Annotated in this window: 14 protein-coding genes and 2 pseudogenes; 13 read left to right on the plus strand and 3 right to left on the minus strand. The window is 28.5% G+C overall.

The features are described 5' to 3' along the window. Positions 1-109: 109 nt before the first annotated feature. From AS157_RS08955 to AS157_RS09755, 6 genes are all read left to right on the plus strand, one after another. Positions 110-3,451, plus strand: a complete 3,342-nt coding sequence (locus tag AS157_RS08955; protein WP_214495046.1) for a hypothetical protein — start codon at positions 110-112, stop codon at positions 3,449-3,451. Between the two features lie 147 nt (positions 3,452-3,598). After that, a complete protein-coding gene (locus AS157_RS08960) occupies positions 3,599-5,023 on the plus strand; it encodes an outer membrane protein assembly factor BamB family protein (protein WP_214495047.1) in 1,425 nt (474 codons plus the stop codon). 380 nt (positions 5,024-5,403) lie between these two features. After that, complete coding sequence (locus AS157_RS08965) at positions 5,404-6,474, plus strand: restriction endonuclease subunit R (protein WP_214495048.1); 1,071 nt, start codon at positions 5,404-5,406, stop codon at positions 6,472-6,474. A 523-nt stretch (positions 6,475-6,997) separates the two neighbouring features. After that, positions 6,998-7,621, plus strand: a complete 624-nt coding sequence (locus tag AS157_RS08970) for a winged helix-turn-helix domain-containing protein (RefSeq protein ID WP_214495049.1) — start codon at positions 6,998-7,000, stop codon at positions 7,619-7,621. Positions 7,622-8,219: 598 nt separating this feature from the next. Beyond that, a complete protein-coding gene (locus tag AS157_RS08975) occupies positions 8,220-8,630 on the plus strand; it encodes a hypothetical protein (protein WP_214495050.1) in 411 nt (136 codons plus the stop codon). Further along, positions 8,593-8,793, plus strand: coding sequence for a Fic family protein (locus tag AS157_RS09755; protein ID WP_214495051.1), 201 nt, complete (start codon positions 8,593-8,595; stop codon positions 8,791-8,793). Before AS157_RS08975 ends, AS157_RS09755 begins: the two co-directional genes overlap by 38 nt. Before the next feature lie 184 nt (positions 8,794-8,977). Here AS157_RS09755 and AS157_RS08985 read toward each other — a convergent pair. After that, a pseudogene (locus AS157_RS08985) lies at positions 8,978-9,552 on the minus strand (DpnII family type II restriction endonuclease). A gap of 9 nt (positions 9,553-9,561) precedes the next feature. Then, a pseudogene (locus AS157_RS08995) lies at positions 9,562-10,515 on the minus strand (DNA adenine methylase). 365 nt (positions 10,516-10,880) lie between these two features. Between AS157_RS08995 and AS157_RS09000 the strand changes: the two are divergent. From AS157_RS09000 to AS157_RS09030, 7 genes are all read left to right on the plus strand, one after another. Further along, a complete protein-coding gene (locus AS157_RS09000) occupies positions 10,881-11,198 on the plus strand; it encodes a hypothetical protein (protein WP_214495054.1) in 318 nt (105 codons plus the stop codon). Positions 11,199-11,684: 486 nt separating this feature from the next. Further along, positions 11,685-11,870 (plus strand): hypothetical protein, encoded by a 186-nt coding sequence (locus tag AS157_RS09005; RefSeq protein WP_077290026.1) that lies wholly within the window; start codon positions 11,685-11,687, stop codon positions 11,868-11,870. A 120-nt stretch (positions 11,871-11,990) separates the two neighbouring features. Continuing rightward, on the plus strand, positions 11,991-12,656 hold the full coding sequence (locus AS157_RS09010; protein ID WP_077290041.1) for a PDDEXK family nuclease: 666 nt from the start codon (positions 11,991-11,993) through the stop codon (positions 12,654-12,656). Between the two features lie 287 nt (positions 12,657-12,943). Then, complete coding sequence (locus AS157_RS09015) at positions 12,944-16,912, plus strand: MG2 domain-containing protein (RefSeq protein ID WP_077290027.1); 3,969 nt, start codon at positions 12,944-12,946, stop codon at positions 16,910-16,912. Continuing rightward, positions 16,872-17,324, plus strand: coding sequence for a hypothetical protein (locus AS157_RS09020; protein ID WP_231450410.1), 453 nt, complete (start codon positions 16,872-16,874; stop codon positions 17,322-17,324). The genes AS157_RS09015 and AS157_RS09020 overlap by 41 nt, the downstream gene beginning before the upstream one ends. Continuing rightward, the gene (locus tag AS157_RS09025) at positions 17,245-17,898 is read left to right on the plus strand and encodes a DUF1175 domain-containing protein (protein ID WP_077290028.1); all 654 of its coding nucleotides are present in this window, start codon (positions 17,245-17,247) and stop codon (positions 17,896-17,898) included. Before AS157_RS09020 ends, AS157_RS09025 begins: the two co-directional genes overlap by 80 nt. A gap of 586 nt (positions 17,899-18,484) precedes the next feature. Continuing rightward, positions 18,485-18,754: a thioredoxin family protein gene (locus AS157_RS09030; RefSeq protein ID WP_077198809.1), complete on the plus strand. Its 270-nt coding sequence runs from the start codon at positions 18,485-18,487 to the stop codon at positions 18,752-18,754. Here AS157_RS09030 and AS157_RS09035 read toward each other — a convergent pair whose 3' ends face one another. Next, positions 18,755-19,519 carry an SDR family NAD(P)-dependent oxidoreductase gene (locus AS157_RS09035; protein WP_077198810.1) on the minus strand — a complete coding sequence of 255 codons (765 nt, stop codon included), beginning with the start codon at positions 19,517-19,519 and terminating at the stop codon, positions 18,755-18,757. It abuts the gene before it with no gap. Between the last annotated feature and the right edge of the window lie 23 nt (positions 19,520-19,542).

Consider the following 19,542-nt stretch of genomic DNA (forward strand, 5'->3'; position numbering starts at 1 on the left):
GATAATTAAATTTGTTAGTTTAAGTGTTGAAGGTATAATGTTTGGAAAAAATAAAAAGAAAAAAGAATGATTACGATAGGCTATATTCAATTGTTGGGAAGGTGTAAAAATGGAAGAATATTCCTTCAGTTTCAACCAACAAAATGTTATATTAGATGCGAAACAACAAAAGATATATGAAGGATTAAAGCAAATTGGTGACGAAATTTCGGCTTTTTATTTAGATGGAGTAAAAATTTACAAAAGTAACCTATCTACTAAGTCTTATTTGTTAGCGCACATTGCAAGAGAAATAGAAGGTGGTATAAGGGATGTTTTTGCTTCTGATGTCAAAAAAGAAGAGGATAAGTGTTCTAAGTGTGGTAAAACAATAAAAAAGGCTAGTCATATTGATGAAATTTGTGCAGTTTTAGATTTATCAAAAGATAGTAAATTTGTAAAAGATTGGCACGGAATAGCTAAAGAATTTCATAAGTTTGCCCATAGACATGGAGCATGGAAAAAGCCCAGAACTAATGAAAATTTTGAAAATTTATGGGAAAAGTTTGAAATTATTTTATTTAAATTAGTTGGTGAATATCTTAATTTGAATAGGCTTATAGATAAGATATTAAAAGTAGAAAAGCCTACTAATGAGATTTTAAATACATTGAAGAATTTGTTAAAAAACAAGGCAAGAGAAAAATATTTTTTTGAGCATTTAAGATATAAGAAATGGTTTGTTTTATTGAAAAATTCAGGTTTTTTCCTGCCTGAAAAAGCTCCCGGTCCTGAACCCACAGATGAAGAGGGTTATTACAGAATTCCTTATTGGAATGTTTTAACCTATTTAGAGAAAATTTCTCAGCAAGTTAATAATCCGAATGATGAAAAGTACATAGACGGTTTGCTAGAAATAATAAGAAATATTTCTGAATATCATTTAGATAATTACAAAAAATTAGATAATTTCCATATCTGGAGCTCATTTATAAGAATTTTATCAAATTTCCCAAATGACAAAATTCCCCTTGATGTTATTGAATTGACTGAAATATGGCTTGATTCAAAAATCAATAATAGACTTCAAACAAAGGAAATTGTTGAGAAACTTTTACCTAAATTCTTAACGGATAAAAGCGAGGATATTGTAAAAGCCGAAAAAATAATAGAATTTCTTTTTAAAGTTAAAAGCTTTGAAAATAATAAAAAAGTGTTATTAGGTAATTTTTATTATATTAAAGAGTTAATTGAAAAATACGCAGAAGACATTAGCAAAAAATGTACGATTAATATTATTAATATTTTATCTTGCACAATTAAAAAAGTTATTTCAGATAAAGCTGATGGAACCTTTTATTCATTTTATGAAACAAATAAACCTTCAACTTCGAATGTAATTGAGTTATTATCCAATTTCTTAATAAAAATAATGCTTGTTAAAGCTGAAACTGAGCCCGAAAAATTGAAAAAATATTTGGAAAGTTTTTTAAATGAATCTCATTATATTTTTCCAAAAATAGCGTTATTCATTATTGAGCACAATGTTGGTAGATTTAGAGATATCTTTTTTAAAAGTGTTAAAAGTGATAATGGGATAAGAATTTTTTCAGAAATTCCTTATTGGGGTGATGAGCTAAGAAATGTTTTGGAAAAGCTTGGCAAGCTTAGTGATTATGAAAGAACTATTTTAGATAAAAAAATTAAAAAAGCATGTGGAGAGAAAATAAGTAAGTTTAAGAATAAAGATAAAATAGAAAGAGAGAATTTAGAAACTACATGTAAGCAAAGGATTTATAGAGCGTTATCGTATGATAAATATTTTGAGGAACTTTATGAAAAGATGAGACAAATAACACAACAAGATGTAGAACTTACTCCCGCTATAGGAAAAATCAAATTTATGTGGGGCTGGGGGAAATCACCATTAAGTGTGGAAGAAATTATAAGAATGGATAATGAGAGGCTTGTAAGATTTCTTTCTGAGTTTGAAAGAAATAAAATTTCTGGAGAATACACAATGGAAGCTCTTTCAGAAACATTAAAAACGGCTATAAAAGAAGCACCAGAAAAATTTTTAAATGATTTAATTCCGTTTGTCAAAGTAAATAACTTTTATATAAATTATGTTTTGGAAGGTCTTAAAGAGACTATGAAGGTAAAGAAAAACGTAGACTATATTAAAATCTTTGATTTTATTGAAAGTTATATCAACCAAAAAAATTTTCCAGTTCTATCAAAGAAAAGTGAAGAAAAATTTATAATAAAAATAGATTATAATTGGAATTTTAGCACTATTTCCACAATTATAGTTGAATTTTTAAATAATTATTCTAGTAATATTTCAGAAAAAATATCTAAAAAAATAGAGTTAATACTTCGAAAAATGATGAATAAGATGGAATATAAAGTAGATAATTTGGAAGTATCTGACTATGTTTTTTATTCTTTGAATACTGCATATGGTTATATTACTAATGCGTATATAAATTTTATTTTAAAAATGTCTGAATTGTTAAAAAGCAATATAATAAAGCAAAATACTTATAATTTGTTTAAAAACAATTTTATTAGTGAATTTAACAAGTTTTTAAAAGAAAACATAATTGAAGCATACTCATTATTTGGGAAATATCTTTTTAGACTTCATTATTATTTAGATAAGTCTTTTACAGGAAAAGTTATAAAACTTCTTGAAAATGAAAAAGGTAAGTCAATTTGGGAAGCATTCATGCAAAATTACCTCTTTTTTTCTACTCTTCTTAGTAATGAGCTATATGGTTTAATGAAAAGCCATTACGAATTTAGTATTAATTATAATTTTAATATCCAAATTGCCAGAGAAAATTTGATTAGACATATTTCCTTTTTGTATTTAAATGGTATAGATTCTATTAAACCATCAGGGTTGTTTCACAAACTTGTAGAAAAATTTGATTCAAAAGATATCAAAATAATTATTCAATACTTTTGCTCACAAAACAAATCCTTAAAGAACAACGGAGAAATAAATAAAGAAAAACAACTTAGAATTATGGATTTTTGGGAGTATCTATATAATAAATGCAAGGATATTAAAGAGAAAGTATTATCTAATAATATGCAGGAAGTACTATCGAACATGGTGTTGCTTACTGTATTTTTACCATCTTTAGGCAACCCTTATATAGATTGGGTTAAAACTTTTGCCAGATATTTAAAAGATGAAACAACGTTTTCTATTTTTCTTGAACATCTTGAAAAATTTAAGAATACTAATAACAAAACTGAAACTGCCAAAGCAATAGGTGAAATTTTTTTAGCAATATTAGAAAACTTTATCCCAATTTTTCCAGAAGAAAAAATCAAATCAACAGTGGAGTATTTGTATACCATGAAAGAAAAGGATAACGCCGATAAAATTTGTAATACATATGCAAAATATGGTTATTATTTTCTTAAAGATATCTATGAAAAATATCGAATTTTATAGTATATTTTTGTAAAACAAAATTTTGGATATTTACTATACAGCTTAACTAATTTTTTCTTGAAAGGAAAATGAAACCAAAAAGCAGCATTTTAGAAGGCCAAGACTATTTTAAATAAGTAAATTATAAAATTCAAAGGGGGGATTTATGTGAAACATAGTGGAAGATTAATGTTTATAATTATGGTAATATCTTTGAGTCTTCTTGTTGGCTGTATGAATGACATTTCTAACAGCAATAATCCTCCAGCAGAACCAAGCAATCCTTTTCCTGAAGATAACGCAACAAATGTAAGTATTACACCAACACTAAGTTGGAGCTGTAATGATCCTGATGGTGATTCCATATCTTATGATATATATTTTGGTACAGATCCTAATCCTCCTCTAGTTAAAAAAGATCATCCAATAACAAATTTTATGCTTGACACATTACAGAATGAAACAACATATTATTGGAAAATAGTTGCCAAAGACAGTAAATGTGGAGTAGCACAAAGTCCTATTTGGAAATTTACAACAAGTAAACCTGCCAGATTGAAATGGAAATTTAAAACCTATGATAGTATAAGTTCTTCCGGCCCTGCTATTGGATTTGATAATACAATTTATGTTGGTTCAGAAGATTTTAATCTATACGCTGTTAATCCAGACAGTACTCTTAAATGGAAATATAATGTGGGAATATATGTAAGATCATTACCAACTGTTGATTCTAGTGGTACTATTTATTTGACAACTCCATATGGACTTTATGCAATAAATCCGAACGGGACCTTAAAATGGTATCGCGATCAGTTTCTTGGAGATTATACTCCTAGTCCTGTTATAGGAGATGATGGAACAATTTATATAGGAGGAGCATATGGCTTTTTTGCAATTAATCCAGATGGTTCTACTAAATGGGTGTTTTCAGATGGGAGATTTGAAATGTCAAATCCCGCTATTGGTCCCGATGGAACAATTTATATAGGTTCATATGATACAAATTATTTGTATGCAATAAATCCTGATGGTACTCTTAAATGGAAGTTTGAGACTAATTACTTTGTACATTCAAGTCCTGCGATTGATTCAAACGGTATAATTTATGTGGGTTCAAACGATGATAATCTATATGCGATAAACCCGGATGGCACACTTAAATGGAAGTTTGAAACAGGTGACGATATAGATAAAAGTCCAATAATAGGATCTGATGAAACTATATACATAGGTTCTAAAGACGGTTATTTATATGCGATAAATTCTGATGGTACTCTTAAATGGAAATTTAAAGCAGGTAATTGGATAACAACAAGTCCTATAATGGGATCGAATGGAATAATATATGTAGTGTCATCTTATTATTTATATGCGATAAATTCTGATGGTACTCTTAAATGGAAATACACACTTTCTTCAGTAGCTTCTTACTCAACCCCAGCAATTGGTTCTGATGGAACTATATACATAACTGATTGGGATGGTTATTTGTATGCAATAGAAAGCGACAGTCTTGGTCTTGCAAATTCGTCTTGGCCAAAATTCCAGAAAAATAATAGAAACACAGGTAACTTTAATGATTCTGAGTGAGTAATATGAATTCCAACTTAATTAACTCCCGATGTTTGTTAGAAATTATTATAGCTATTATTATAGCTATTACTGTCGGATGTATTCTTTTTAAAAACAACAACTTTGTTTTTTCTACAAACTAAAAATGGAGATAGGAAGTTTATTGTAAACAAACTTGACAGTATTGACAGGTGGTTTGTCTATTCTGACAAAAGTATAATCAATTTCAATTAATTTAAATGAGAACAGAAAATAGTTTGTACTAACTAAAATCTTTGTTTAAAGTATAATAGATTATAGGAGGAAAGGAATGAAGGGATTTATTAAAAATATGCTATTGCAAACTTTACGTATTTTTAGGAAGGAATTTGCAATAGGGTACAAAGGAGTTGATAAAAATGAGTGATGAATTAGCTAAATTGATAAATGAGTTCAAGAAAGATAGACGTCTTCTTTCTTTTGATAAAGCTGCTACTAAGCAAGCTGTGATTTTAAGGCTATTGAAAGCTTTAGATTGGGATCCTTTTAACATAGATGAAGTTTATCCAGAATATTCTGTTGGTAATAAAAGAGTGGATTACACTCTTAGACATAATGGCAAAAACAAGGTGTTTATTGAGGTTAGAAAAGTTAATGAAGATTTAGAGAATTTTCAAGAACAACTTTTAAGTTGTTCTTTTCAAGAAGGCGTAGAACTTGCAATACTAACTAATGGAATTAGCTGGTGGTTTTATTTGCCCTCACATGTTGGGAGTGGAGAACAGAGAAAATTTTGTACAATTGAAATATATGACCAGAATAGCGAAGACATTATAAATAAATTTGAGGAGTTTTTATCGAAAGAAAATGTGATTTCTGGTAAAGCATTAGAAAGTGCAGAAAATCTGTATAAAAATAAACAAAAACAATATTTGATAAAAGAAACACTTCTAAAAGCATGGGAAAAAATAATAACAGAGCCCGATGAACTTTTAATCGAACTTCTGGCAGAGATGACTGAAAAGTTATGTGGATACAAGCCGGATAATGAAATAGTAAAGGAGTTTTTGAAAAAAGTTGGACAAGAAGTGATAATGGTTCGCCCTAAGAAAGAAATGTTAAGTCTGGTGCAATCATTATCAACTCAAATTTCTCCTTTATCTTCAGATTATACAGGAAAATCAATTGTAGCATTTACTTTTAAGAAAACTAGATATTCCGTGCGTTCATGGAAGGAGATGTTGATAAAAATAACTAATCTTATGCTTTCTGCTCATAGAACACAATTTGATAAAGTTCTTAATTTAAGAGGACGCAAAAGACCTTATTTTACAAAAAATCCTAATGAATTAAGAATTCCGGAAAGGATAAATAACACACAGATTTATGTGGAAACGAATCTTAGTGCTAACAGTATTGTTAAGCTTTCTAAAAGCATTATACTGCTTTTTGGATACAAGGAAGAAGATCTTCATATTGAGATTAGATAGAATATTTACCACAAGGTAAGCATTGGGTGAATATACAGAGAAGGGTTTAATGTTTATTGATCGATAAGCAGTGTAAAATAAATGCTGTAAAAATAAAAAAACCTGTATCCTAAAATAGATAAGTGAGAAAACTTGTTACAAAGGAAAGATACAGGGGCATGGAAATCAAAGATATTATACTACAATTTCTTACAGAAAATGAAGAGGGAATGAGAAAATAGAAGAAGAGATACCGCATTTTTTTGTAGATGCCAGCTATTTCAAAGTTAGAGGATGAATTTTATTCAGGAGAGCTAGTTTATTCGAGTAAACATGATTTTTAAATTGTAAGATTAGAAATTTAGAAAATATTTTTATTTTTTTTAACTTTAGAAAAATTTTCCAGACTGTTTTAGAGGACTGAATTTTGTATATATACAAACAAAAGTTGAAGACTTTCAGAATGGACTTTAAATGAAGATTATTGCAACTTATTAAAGAGTTTACGTGGAAGGAGAAATTAAATTAATTAAGGAGGACTCCTATGAATAAAGATGATATAAACATTGCATTCGAAATTTTACTTGAAGAAATTGAAAAGTTTTTCCAATTGTTAAGTAAAGAAGTTGAAAAAGCGTTTGATTCACAAAATTTTGAAAGGGCTAGCTTTATAGTCGAACGAGGAAAAAAACTTGCGATGTTTCGTGAAAAAATTAAATCACTTCAAGAAGAATGGCAAACACTGTTTGAAGATTTGGAAAACGTAATCAGTGCTCATTACAATAAAGACAGTTTTAAAACTGTGGTTCTGAATAATACACTCTTAATTGAAAAAGAAAGAAAAATTACCGGAAGATTAGAAAAAGGGTTAAGAACTCCTGCAAAAAAATATAAAATTCCAATACTTGAATCATTAATTGAACTTGGCGGAAAAGCAAGAATAGAAGTAATATTAAATAAGGTCTACGAAAAAATGAAAAAAGATATGACTAAATATGATTTTGAATTATTGCCATCAGGAAAAGAATATAGATGGAGGAATACTGCTCAGTGGGCAAGACTGATAATGGTTAAAGAAGGACTTTTATCAACTAATTCTCCAAGGGGTATATGGGAGATAACAGAAAAAGGTAGAGAGTTTTACAAAAGACATAAAACTTTAAAATAAAGAAATTATGGGGTGTGTCTCAAATTTTGTGTAAACACCCTCCGAGTATGAGAAAATAAATTTGTAAAATTCTGTGTTATATTTATAACTTCGTCTCATTTATGTGAAAAATTTGTGGAATATTAGTCCTGCAACAGAACCAATTTAATACAGAACAGTCCTTTGGCAGGACTGTCAGGAGTGAAAAAATGATTTTAGATAAGATAATTACGAGACTTGAGAATTTTGATGATATAGAAGTTCCCGTAAAAAATTCAATACCGCTGTGGTTGGTTGGATTTCAATATTATGTGATAATTTACTAGAAGAATATAGGAACTTATTTACATTGGACAATTTTTTCTTGATTTTTACACCTCTTCTCATTTTTTTGAATAGACTCAAAAAGACTTTTGAAGAGGATTTTTAATCAAATTTTTTGATATATTTTAAACTATAAATTAATACGACTATTTTGTTGATATTATGTAAACATATGTCCGATATTGTCATTTTACCATGATTCCGGACAAATGAGGAAATTATGATTTAATATACATAAATACCACTTAATTAGGGTAAGGTCAGTTTAGAAATTGGACATGAAGGTGAGGAAAATATGTTACAAGCAAAAGATGAACTTTTACAAAAACGACGTGAGATATTACAACTGAACTTTGTGGACATTTCTAATAAAGAATGGCTTTACATGCTTGGAGAGGAGACAAGGAACTCTATAATGATAGAAGGTATCTTTTTGGATGAAGATGAGCTTTCTGATGCACTTATAGGGAAATATCGTTCAGCGTCTCATGTTGTGAATTATTTTCGAACAGCCAAATTTTTTTACAATATGGCAATTGAGCTGTATAAAACGAGTGAGAATTATCCATGTGTTGCAATAGTTAAAACAGCTCACAAAATGTTATTTGAAGGAATTATTAAATCACAAAAACTTGGAATGTTTTGTGTGAGAAGAATAAAAATAACTGGTGCAAAAGTATGTTTATTCACATTATCCAGTTCATGAAGCAACTGCAAGATCACACGTATTATTTGAGTCAATTCATCCTTTTGAAGATGGCAATGGTAGAATTGGAAGAATTCTTCTTAATTTTTACCTTCTTAAAAATGGGTATATAAATATAACGATAAAAGGTGTGAGCCTGTTCAAAATTCCCCTGTCATTCTGAGCGTAAGCGAAGTCGAAGGGAATGTCATCCCGAGCGTAGTCGAGGGATCTTAATCAGCAAGTGTTAGAAAGGTTGGTGAGGTTGGATAGGTTAGAAGGTTAGTGAAGAAATAAGATTCTTCGTCGCTTCGCTCCTCAGAATGACAAAAAAATATTCCTTAGAATAACAAAAAAGTGAGAAAAGTTTATATTTTGATTTTTTGAAACACTCCCGCAATTGCTTGATTCACATGAATGTTGAATTTTTCTAGCTTTTTAAATTTTATTTGAGAAAGTATATTTATTTCATTAGTTTTTGATTGTTTAGTGATTTTGCTTATAATTGACTCTATTACTTGCTCCATTATTTTTCCACTTCTATTTTTTCTTGCATTGGTATCCATTCCGACTTCTACACCTAACATATAATCTTGAATATTTTTCATATTTGTCTCTAAAAATAACTTTTTAAGACCTGTTTTGTCAAAAAATTCAACAATTTTCTTTATTTCATTTTTTGGTAATTTTCTTTCTTTAAAATTAAATTCTAATACTGAATTTTTATTTCCTATATTTTCAAGTACTTTTAAAAAACTATCTTTCATTCTTATTGCTAATAACAAAGGAATTGCAGGGAGAATTGATGGACATTTTTCTTAACCTTTTCCCAATTTACAAAAAAATCAAAAGTTTTGTTTGTTTCAATTAAAGTATCATAAAATAATTCAATTACTTCTTTTTCATCATTTGCTTTGAAAAATTCTAATATCATTTTATGCATTTTTTTCACCTACTTGTAGTTTCTAATAATTAATTCATATATTTCTTTCCTTTTTTCGCCAATACAGTTAATACTTCTTTTTGCCTTAACTCTTTCAATGTAAAATTCATGATAAAGCTGTTCAAAGAAATTATCTTCCTTATTGAAGTTCTTTGGATCAGAATTACTTAACATAATATAAGCTTCTCTTTCGCTCATAGATTTAAAATATTTGGCTAATCTTATTTGATCTTCATCGCTAAAACCATTTTCGTTATAACTTGTAAAACTTGAAGTTTTACTTAGAGGTCTGTATGGTGGATCCAGGTAAACCAATGTCTCTTTTTCAACAAAATCAATACTTTTTTCAAAATCGCCACAGTATATTTGTGTGTTTTTAAGGGCATTACTTGCCTCAAAAAGAGTTTTTTCATCACAAATTTTTGGGTTTTTATATTTACCAAAAGGAACATTAAATTCCCCTTTTTTATTTAACCTAAATAGCTCATTGTAACAAGTTTTGTTTAGAAATAACATATAAGCTGCTCTTTTTATCCAATTGGGGTTATATTTGTAATAATCAAAATCAATTTTTTGGATGTTATATTTTGTTCTTATTTCATAATAATATTCTTTCCGATCAGCTTCATTCAGTTTTAAATACTCTTCCTCCATTTTTTTAATTCATAAATTAAATCATTAACGTCATTTTGAACTACCTTGTAAGCGATTATAAGTTCTTTGTTGGCATCTCCTAAGAATGCTTCTTTTATTTTAAAGTTTTTTTTCAAGAAAAAAAAAGAAAGCTCCACCACCAACAAATGGTTCAACATACCTTTTAATTTTTTTATCTATTAAAATTGCTTTTGGCAATCTTTTATATAGTTCGCTTATTAATTGGGATTTCCCACCGGCCCATTTTAAAAATGGCTTGACGTTATTGTTGCGTTCAATATTGAGCTTTGAGAATAACGTGTGATTCATTATTAAACACTTCCTTTGTATTTTTCAAAGTAATTATAACATAAGATCCTTTGTTTATGCCCACGAACGCAACTTCCTTGTTTTACTGGCTTCTCGTTGAGATGAAAGTGACGAAGAATCTTGAATCCCATTAGGTTGTCAGAAATAGAAAAACTTTTTCGTTATATAAATGGAGAAACAATTTAGGTTGGATAGGTTGGAAAAATTAGCAAGATTGGGTTTAGAATCTACCTATGAGGAATGGAAACAAGAACATTAAACCAATAAACTAAAGAAAAGCGATGAATGATAGTGGCATAGTACAAAGATGCGATAATAAAATATTATTTAGTGTTACTTACGTAACAGAAAAAGGAGGTAATGTTATGAAAATAGTTTGGACAGGAAAACTTTTTAGAGACGCTAAAGATATTGTGTTGAGTGTACCACGCGATAAGGAAACGTATGTTTATTTGCTTTGGAATCCAGATACCAATGATTTGGCTGTTGGATTTGGTGGTAGAAATGATAAACCACCAAGAAAGTTTAATAAAGTAGATAAATTCGTTAGCATAAATTCGGACGAAAAGAAGCTTCTTGCTTTAAGAAATATGGACATTATATTAGGCACAGCTAAACGGGAAGGTGTGTTAAACGATGAATTTTACCTTGATGAGTACGAGGGTGATTCAAAAGGAGTTTGATTTTCTGAAAGATCACGGTTTGAACTTTGATTTTGAACTAAAGAACAGATACTATGTTTGGGAAAGATAAGATTCTTCACTTTGTTCAGAATGACAGAAAGAAAAAAGTAAGATCACTCGGATTTGCTCGGGATGGAGGGATCCAGTTCGTTGTTACATTTCTCAGGATGACATTTCTTTTGCCCGCACATTTATATCTGGATAGCTTATTCTTTTACTTACGCTCAAAATAGCGGTATAAGATTTGAGCAGATTTATCTGTTTGGAATAGCAATATTAAAATGACAAATTATTCTTTCCCTTTTATTATTACCATGCTTATATCATCTTTTTGGTAGACATCTATATTGGTTTTCATAGCATCTTCATTAATCGCACATTACTATTACATAAGCACATTATGATAAAATTGTGGTGCAGGTATAAGTAGGAACATTTCATTAGATTAGTTAGGAAAATAGTAAAAGTTAAAGAGAGGCTTTTACTGTGGCATATTTCTTAATAGCATTTTCAAATAAGACAAATTTAAATTTGTGTATTAAATATGCATTAGCTGGTTTTACGAATAGTATAAATGGATTGTGGACATTTATTGATATTCAAAAAGGAGATTACGTTTCATTTTTATATGGTGCTCGAGTGTTTAATCTTTACAAAGTAGAGAAAAAATAAGCTATAAAAAATGCAGAGAAAATTCCACCATGGCCTCCTGTAACATTTAAAATGTCTGGAAAAACCTATTATTTCCCCTTTAGGCTTTATTTAAAACCGTTACGTCAATTTGTTGAATCTATGGTAAAACCAGAGTTTTCTTACGTTGCAGAAAATCTCCTTTTGAGAGGTGGTTATAGAAAAACCTATTTTCAAGCCGATCAGACTATGTTACAATCTGTTTCTCAAATGGGAGAAATTTATAATAAACAAACTGAACATTTAATAACTTGTAATTATGAAACATTTACTCCTTCAATTGTATGGGACAGAAATGTTCAATTAGTACCTGAGACTTTTTATTTTCAGGAATTTATTCTTCAGTCTTTGATAAAACAATATTTATCTATAAATAAAAACCTTCAAACTTTCTTATCTTCTGCAAAGTTAAGTGCTTTTAATACCGAAGAGTTCGAAGTTCTTGGTGAAAAAGCTTTATCAGAAGGTTATGTTGATATTTTTATTAAAGATCGTGTACCTGTAGGTTATTCCAGGAAAATTGTTTTAGAAATCAAAACCGGAAATGCAAAGTCCAAAGATATTGAACAAATAGAAAATTATATTAGAGAAGTTGGGAAAGAATGTGTAGTGGGAGTGCTTATAGCCAAAGATTTTTCAGATAAAATTAGACAAATGTGTGAAAACAAAGGAATAATACCATTTATCTACACTTTTGGACAAATTGAAAAATCACAAAAGTATACCTTAGAAGAATTGAAAAGCAAACTTCAAATTCATAAGATTTAGACATTACGTCGAATAAATTTAGAAATTACTTTAATAAGACAGTTTTAAATCCATCATCCACCAACACTCGCTAATCTATCTAACCTCTCCAATATTGTCATCCTGAGGAACGAAGCAACGAAGGATCTTGATTAGATAGTGTTAGAGAGTGTTAGTAAGATTAGAAAATTGGTAAGAAGATAAGATTCTTCAACGACTTAATTTACATATATGTAATTTATTAGCAAATTTGTATCAAAAACAATTTAGTAAAATTAAAACATGTTTCCAAATCGGGGGGTGAAACTTTGAAAAGAGCGATTCTAATATTGATGTTACTGTTAGGTATTCTTTCATTTTCAAGAGTATATTTTTTGACAAGTAATGTAGCAACTTATCCTAACAAAAAAGTATATTTTTCAACATATAATGAGGAAAATATAGAAGTCTTTGTCTTTTATAGCAAAATAAATAACAACATTCTAAACAATTTTGCATTTTCTAATACCTTTTCAACAATACTTGACTACACACTCAGGTTAGAAGAAAGTGGAACTTATCGAAAGCTTTATTCATTGGAACTACCTGGAGATCCCGGAGTATATCATGTTGTAGTTAATGGTTTGTCTTCAAAAGAATTATACAGAAAACTTTTTTATTTAACAAATTTGGAAGCTTTTGTCGCTTCTGATAAAGACACATTGTACTTTTCTATATTTGATTTGAAAAACAAAAAGTTTTTAGACAAGGTATATTACTATAGTAATTTTGAAAAGAAAACTTTAAATGGACCTATTTTTGAATATAATGCTATAGAAAGATACAAATCAAAATTCTTTTTCGTTGATAATAATGTAGTTCTTATTAGTAATTATGCTAACAAAAATACGTATTACCCATTATATAAAGCATTGGTAATAACAGACAAACCTATTTACAAACCAGGAGATTTGATACATTTCAGAGTTAACATTTTTAAAAAGGAAGGCAGCAAATACATTCCATATCCAAAAGATGCATTGGTTTCTTTAGAAGATCCATTTAACAACATCATTTATAAAGAAAATTTCACATCAGACGATTTGGGAGGATTCTCCTTTGATTATAGAACCTCTGAGGAAATAATTACTGGAAATTATACACTTATAATTTCTAACCTCAAAACTGAAGATGTTATTTCAGAGTATAACTTCATAATCCAAGATTATAAGAAACCTACATATACCGTCGAGTTAATACCATCCGCTACACAATTGGTTGCCGGTGATACCCTGACGGTTGAAATTAAGGTCAAATATTTAAATGGTGATCCTGTAAAAAATGCTCAGATAATATTTTATAGCTTTGAAAACTATTCCAGATTAATAAATAAGATGTCTTTAACTACCAATGAAAATGGAAAAGCAATATACAATGTATTGTTAAAAAATAGTGGAACATATAAAATACAAGCATTAATTACCGATGATAGTGGTTACCAAACAGAAAAAGTTACTTATGTTAATGTCAAATCAGATAACGTTGAAATTAAAAGTTCTATCGAAAATAATACTTTAAAACTTTTCATTACCGATTTAAAAGGAAACCCTTTAAATGGTATAGCTATTCTCATAATTAACAATAAAAAACTTTACGTGGAAGTATACAATGGAAAAGCCACTATTACGCTTCCAGAAAATGTCTGGTCTTTAGATGTTTTATTTGGAAAAGAGGTAAAAACAATATATAGAAGATATAACATGAGCAAACAAGGAATAGTAAGCTTAGATAAGAATATAGCTAAATTAGGTGAATATGTAAATATCGAGGTTAAGCCAAAAGATGACGTTGGAATTCTTGTTATTGGTTCTGATAATAAAATTTGGAAAATATTTTTAGTTGACAAAAGTAAAAACTTCAAATTCAAAATACCCGAAAATTTATTTGAAAATGATCTTTTTTTTGAATTTCGGGGTTTAAAATACTTAGATCATACAAAAGTAGAAATAAAATATGATAGAGTAAAAACTTTAAACATAAAAACAAATAAAAACATATACAAACCTGGTGAATTAATAAATGTAGAAATTAAAGATTCAAGAGAAAATTCTTTAAAAATAGTTGCTGTAGCAGATGAAGGACTATATCTTCTATCTAAACAATTCTCATTAACCGATTATTTGTATCCAAAATTAGATTTTCCGCTTTTTACAACATATCTTTCTTCAAAATACATATATTTTGATTCAATATCCAAATTAGAAAAGAACTTAATTAGTCATGTTTTCACTACCACTAAAGAATCCGAAGAGAGAAACATTAGAGATTATTTTTCAGAAACTGCGTACTGGAATCCATATCTTTTAAATACTACTTTTTCATTCAAGTTACCAGATAATATTACAAAATGGAGAATAACCGTTTATGAAATTTCTAAAAGTTATGTAGCACAAGGATATACCAATATTGTTACAAATAAACCATTTGAAGTCAAAGCATTTTTGCCTGAATTTTTAACTGTTGGAGATAGGGTAAATGGAATTTTGTATATAAAAAATTACACGGGAAAAAGTGGAATAGTAAATATAAACCTTACAGCAAATGGGAAGATAATATTTAACGACAAAGAGTTGTTAATAGAAAAAGATTTGAAAATTCCATTTGCTTTAAACGCCACAAAAACAGAACTTATTGAACTAATAGCAGAAGCTGAAATGAACAACGAATATGATGGCGTTAAATTAGATATTCCTGTAAAGTCAATAGATTTTGTAAAAAACTTAAGTTATATATATGTTATTAACAAAGAAACAACATTTAAAAAAACAGATAATATAAAGATAATCAGAAATTTGAAGGAATTAATTGAGCCTTCTATTAAAGCACTAATACATTTTCCATATGGATGTGTGGAGCAGACAATGAGTTCATTCTATCCTGCTATAATTGCCAAGGGTTTAATAGAATATTCCAATTTAGATAATATAATTTTGAAAGGTTTACATAGACTTTTGAAATTTCAACATTTAGATGGCGGATGGGGTTGGTGGTCTTGGGATAAAAGTGACATTTTTATGACCTCTTACGTATTAGAAGGATTTTATTATGCAAAAAAGAATGGATATTATATCCCACAAAGCGTTATAGATGAAGCAATCAAATATCTTAAAAGTCAACCAATAAATGGTTATTCTGCGTTTGTTCTAAAACTATATGGAGAAAATGTAGAATTTGAACCAGAAAGTATCATAGATTTTGTGTTCACAAATCCTGAAAAAATCAAAGAAATTGCTATAAAAGATAAAGATTTTGCATACGTAAAAGGTGAAAAATTCTATTCTACAATTTATCTAACGGCTCAATCTATTAGAACATTAGTAACAAATAATAAATATCCTGATTTGATAAAAAAGATGGTTAACTACCTTTTAAACTCAAAAAAAGGACCGTCTTGGTATTCTACGAAAGATACAGCAGTTTCTATATTAGCAATATTAGAAAGTAACGTTCTTAGCGATTTTAAAAGCACATTACAGATCAAAGAAACTGAAGATTCTAAAATTGTAAGTGGAAAAGGCATTATTGAAGTTAAAACAAAAAAGATATTGTCGGATCAGAATATAAGTAATGGTATAAACTTGAAAACAAATTTATTTAAAAGATATGAAGCTCTATTTGAAGACGAATACGTTGATACTTTTCTTCCACTAAACACAAAATTTGTTCCCGTTAGTATTAAAAACTCAGCTACTACTACTCAACATTCCAAAATCCCAGATGAAATTGTAGAGATAATAAAAGATGGAACACCAATATATTTTGAAAACAATACACTTATCATTGAAGGACCATTCAAATTCATAGGAAATGAGGAATATTATAAAAAAGGTATATATGAAATAACATTCAAAGAAAATAAAGACTTTTCTATACATAAAAATGACGTTTTAAAAACTGAAATTGATATTGAAGGAAATGGCGAATATTTGATCGTTGAAGAATATCTCCCGTCTTGTGCACAAGTAATAAAAGACTATGTTGAAAAGACTCCGTATTATAATTCGAAATATTTTTATAACTGGTATAAAGATAAAAGAAGAATTTGGTATAGCTATATAGATATTAAAAAGGATAAAATAGTTTTCTTTATTAGAAGGCTAAGACCTGGTGAATTAGTATACTATTGGAGGGTAAGATTTGACGGGAAGTTCTATAAGAAGCCAACATATGTGTATAACATGTATTACGAAGATACTTTTGCTATTAGTTCTGTTGTTTCCTTTAACACTGAAAAGTGAAATAATACCTGTGAATATTGAAAATTTTGAACTTTCAAATTACGTTTGGAATAATTTATTAAAATTTCTCAACAATGCAAGTCTAACTATTCCTGCAACCCCCGTGATTGTATATCAAACAAACAATTTGGAAGAATTTTACCAATTAACAAATAAACCCTATCATGTAGGAGGCGTTTATAAAGATTTTATCATAATTCTACAACCAATAAATATTTTAAAGAAAAAAGGTGTTTATGATAGAGTTTTACTACATGAATTACTACACTGGATTTTATATGGTTTGAATGAAAAATATCAAGAAGGACTAATTTACTGGTGGATGGGAGAATATGACAAAAAAGAAGTTGATTATTTTCTTTCAGATTTTAATGGTGACTTACCCAGTTTTATCCTCAATCACTGGCATTAATTATCCAAAAGATCTGATGTTGAATGCACAAGATTCAATTAATTTTAGGACATGGTTTGTAGCCATTGCACTTGATAACATAGTGAAGGAGCATCCAACATTTAAAACAAAAGACTGCTCTGGCTTTATTTTTTATTGTTTAAAAGAAGCCTTAAAAAAACATGATAAGTCATGGTTTAGTAAGACGGGTTATGGAGGTCCAATATTTGAAGATGTAAAAAAATATAACTATCCCAACACGCCATATGGTATAAATATTTTTTCAAATGGTGATAAATTAGTTTCATACGTTAATGCGTATAATCTTATAACATATAATACAGATTTTATTTCATATGATAGATTCCACGCAAAACCTGGTGATTTAGTGTTTTTTCTTCATCCTCAAGATCCAGAATATCCTTTTCATGTAATGATATATACAGGCAAAGGTTATGTATACCATACAGGTCCTGATGGTCAGCTAAGATATGTATCTTATGAAAATCTCATGCTAACAGATATAGCATGGAGACCTATAAAACTTAATCCAAATTTTTTAGGATACTATAGGCTGAAATTTCTTTCAGATTAAATAAAATCTTAAAGATGACAATCCTTCTAATCTTTCCAACCTATCCAGTTTATTTTATATCCGCTGTTTAAATTTATGATTTATCACTGATTTTTTATATGCAATATAAGGTACATTATATTGCATATAAAAAATACAAAAAATACTCATTTATATTTGTTCAACAATAAATATATCATACACCTAAAAATTAATATAATTAAAACAAAATACACATTTAAATATAAAATGTACAATCCATATGAAAAGTTATGTGTGACTAAAAAATTTGAAAAAAACACATAAAAATTGATCAAGAAAGTACACAGCTACTACAAGAAATTAATTTTTGAAATTCTAACCTTTCCTATCTTAATCCAATAGCTATATTATCCTTTTTATTTGTTCAACACTGTTATATATCATCCAAAAAAAATAAAAAACAATTTTTTCTATTTTTAATTACACTCAAAGTTACGAATATTTTCAAAAGTGTATACCAACACTTTATGTTCCACCACGACAAATTTTTACTGAAAGTTAATTGAATAATTAACAAGAAATGATAAAATAACGGTAGTTAAAAAACCGACTAAGGAGGTATAATATGAAAATATATTATTTTAAAAATGATAAATGTTCTGTTTGTAGTGCAATCTTGCCTAAAGTAGAAAAAATTGCAAAAGAATATAAACTTAACTTTGAAATAATTGATGTGATTAAAAATCCTGAATTTGCTGGTCAACATCTTGTTCTAACTGTTCCTACTGTGTTAATAACAGACAATGAACAAGAGCTAACCAGATTTGCCAGAAATTTCAGTATTTCTGATATAACATCATTCATTGACAGATATTTAGAATTTACAAAAAGTTAATCAAAAAAGCTTTTCTAATATCTTTGCTAAAAATTTATCAGATACTATTCCTCTTACAAGTGAATATAATAATTTATTAGAAGTTCCTGGTATATAAAGAGGTTTATTTTTTTCATATGCATTAATTGCACCTTTAACAACGAATTTAGTGCTCATTAATTTTTTTTGATTTTTCATGTTGGCTCTTTCAAAAAATCTTGTTTTTGTTTTTCCTGGAGCAAGGCACATTACATGCACATTATTTTTTCTCATTTCTGCCCAAAGTGATAAACTAAAGTTGTATACGTACGCTTTTGTAGCCCCATATACTGCGAAATGTGGTATTGGAAAGAAAGCAGCTACGGATGCAACATTGATTATTCCGCCATTTTTTCTTTTTGAAAATTTTTCAGCGTAATAACGGGAAAGATAAGTGAGTGTTGAGATGTTAACTAATATCATTTTTTCGTATATTTCTTGATTTGCATTTGTAAAATTACCATACCAACCAAATCCAGCATTATTAATCAAGTGCGTTACATTGAAATTTTGTAATTTTTCTATAAGTTTATGTAGGTCCTTGCTTAGATCAAATGAAAAAGTAAGTGAGTCAATTTTTTTGTTTATTTTTCTTGTTTTTTCTGAAACTTTTTTTAATCTTTCAGAATCTCTTCCAATTAAGATTAGATTTACTCCTTTATTTGCAAGTTGATAAGCAAATTCTTCACCTAGTCCAGAAGAACCTCCTGTAATTAAAACCCATTCTCCAGATTGAAACTTTGGCATATAATCACCTCTTTATTTATTCT

It is taken from the genome of Thermosipho sp. 1244, from assembly GCF_018588215.1.
GTDB classification, from domain to species: domain Bacteria; phylum Thermotogota; class Thermotogae; order Thermotogales; family Fervidobacteriaceae; genus Thermosipho; species Thermosipho affectus.

Bases quoted from the DNA above. Each gene is read 5' to 3' on its own strand.
- AS157_RS08955 (WP_214495046.1), top strand. From the start codon at position 110: ATGGAAGAATATTCCTTCAGTTTCAACCAACAAAATGTTATATTAGAT.
- AS157_RS08965 (WP_214495048.1), top strand. From the start codon at position 5,404: ATGAGTGATGAATTAGCTAAATTGATAAATGAGTTCAAGAAAGATAGA.
- AS157_RS08970 (WP_214495049.1), top strand. From the start codon at position 6,998: ATGAATAAAGATGATATAAACATTGCATTCGAAATTTTACTTGAAGAA.
- AS157_RS08975 (WP_214495050.1), top strand. From the start codon at position 8,220: ATGTTACAAGCAAAAGATGAACTTTTACAAAAACGACGTGAGATATTA.
- AS157_RS09000 (WP_214495054.1), top strand. From the start codon at position 10,881: ATGAAAATAGTTTGGACAGGAAAACTTTTTAGAGACGCTAAAGATATT.
- AS157_RS09010 (WP_077290041.1), top strand. From the start codon at position 11,991: ATGGTAAAACCAGAGTTTTCTTACGTTGCAGAAAATCTCCTTTTGAGA.
- AS157_RS09025 (WP_077290028.1), top strand. From the start codon at position 17,245: ATGACAAAAAAGAAGTTGATTATTTTCTTTCAGATTTTAATGGTGACT.
- AS157_RS09030 (WP_077198809.1), top strand. From the start codon at position 18,485: ATGAAAATATATTATTTTAAAAATGATAAATGTTCTGTTTGTAGTGCA.
- AS157_RS09035 (WP_077198810.1), bottom strand. From the start codon at position 19,519: ATGCCAAAGTTTCAATCTGGAGAATGGGTTTTAATTACAGGAGGTTCT.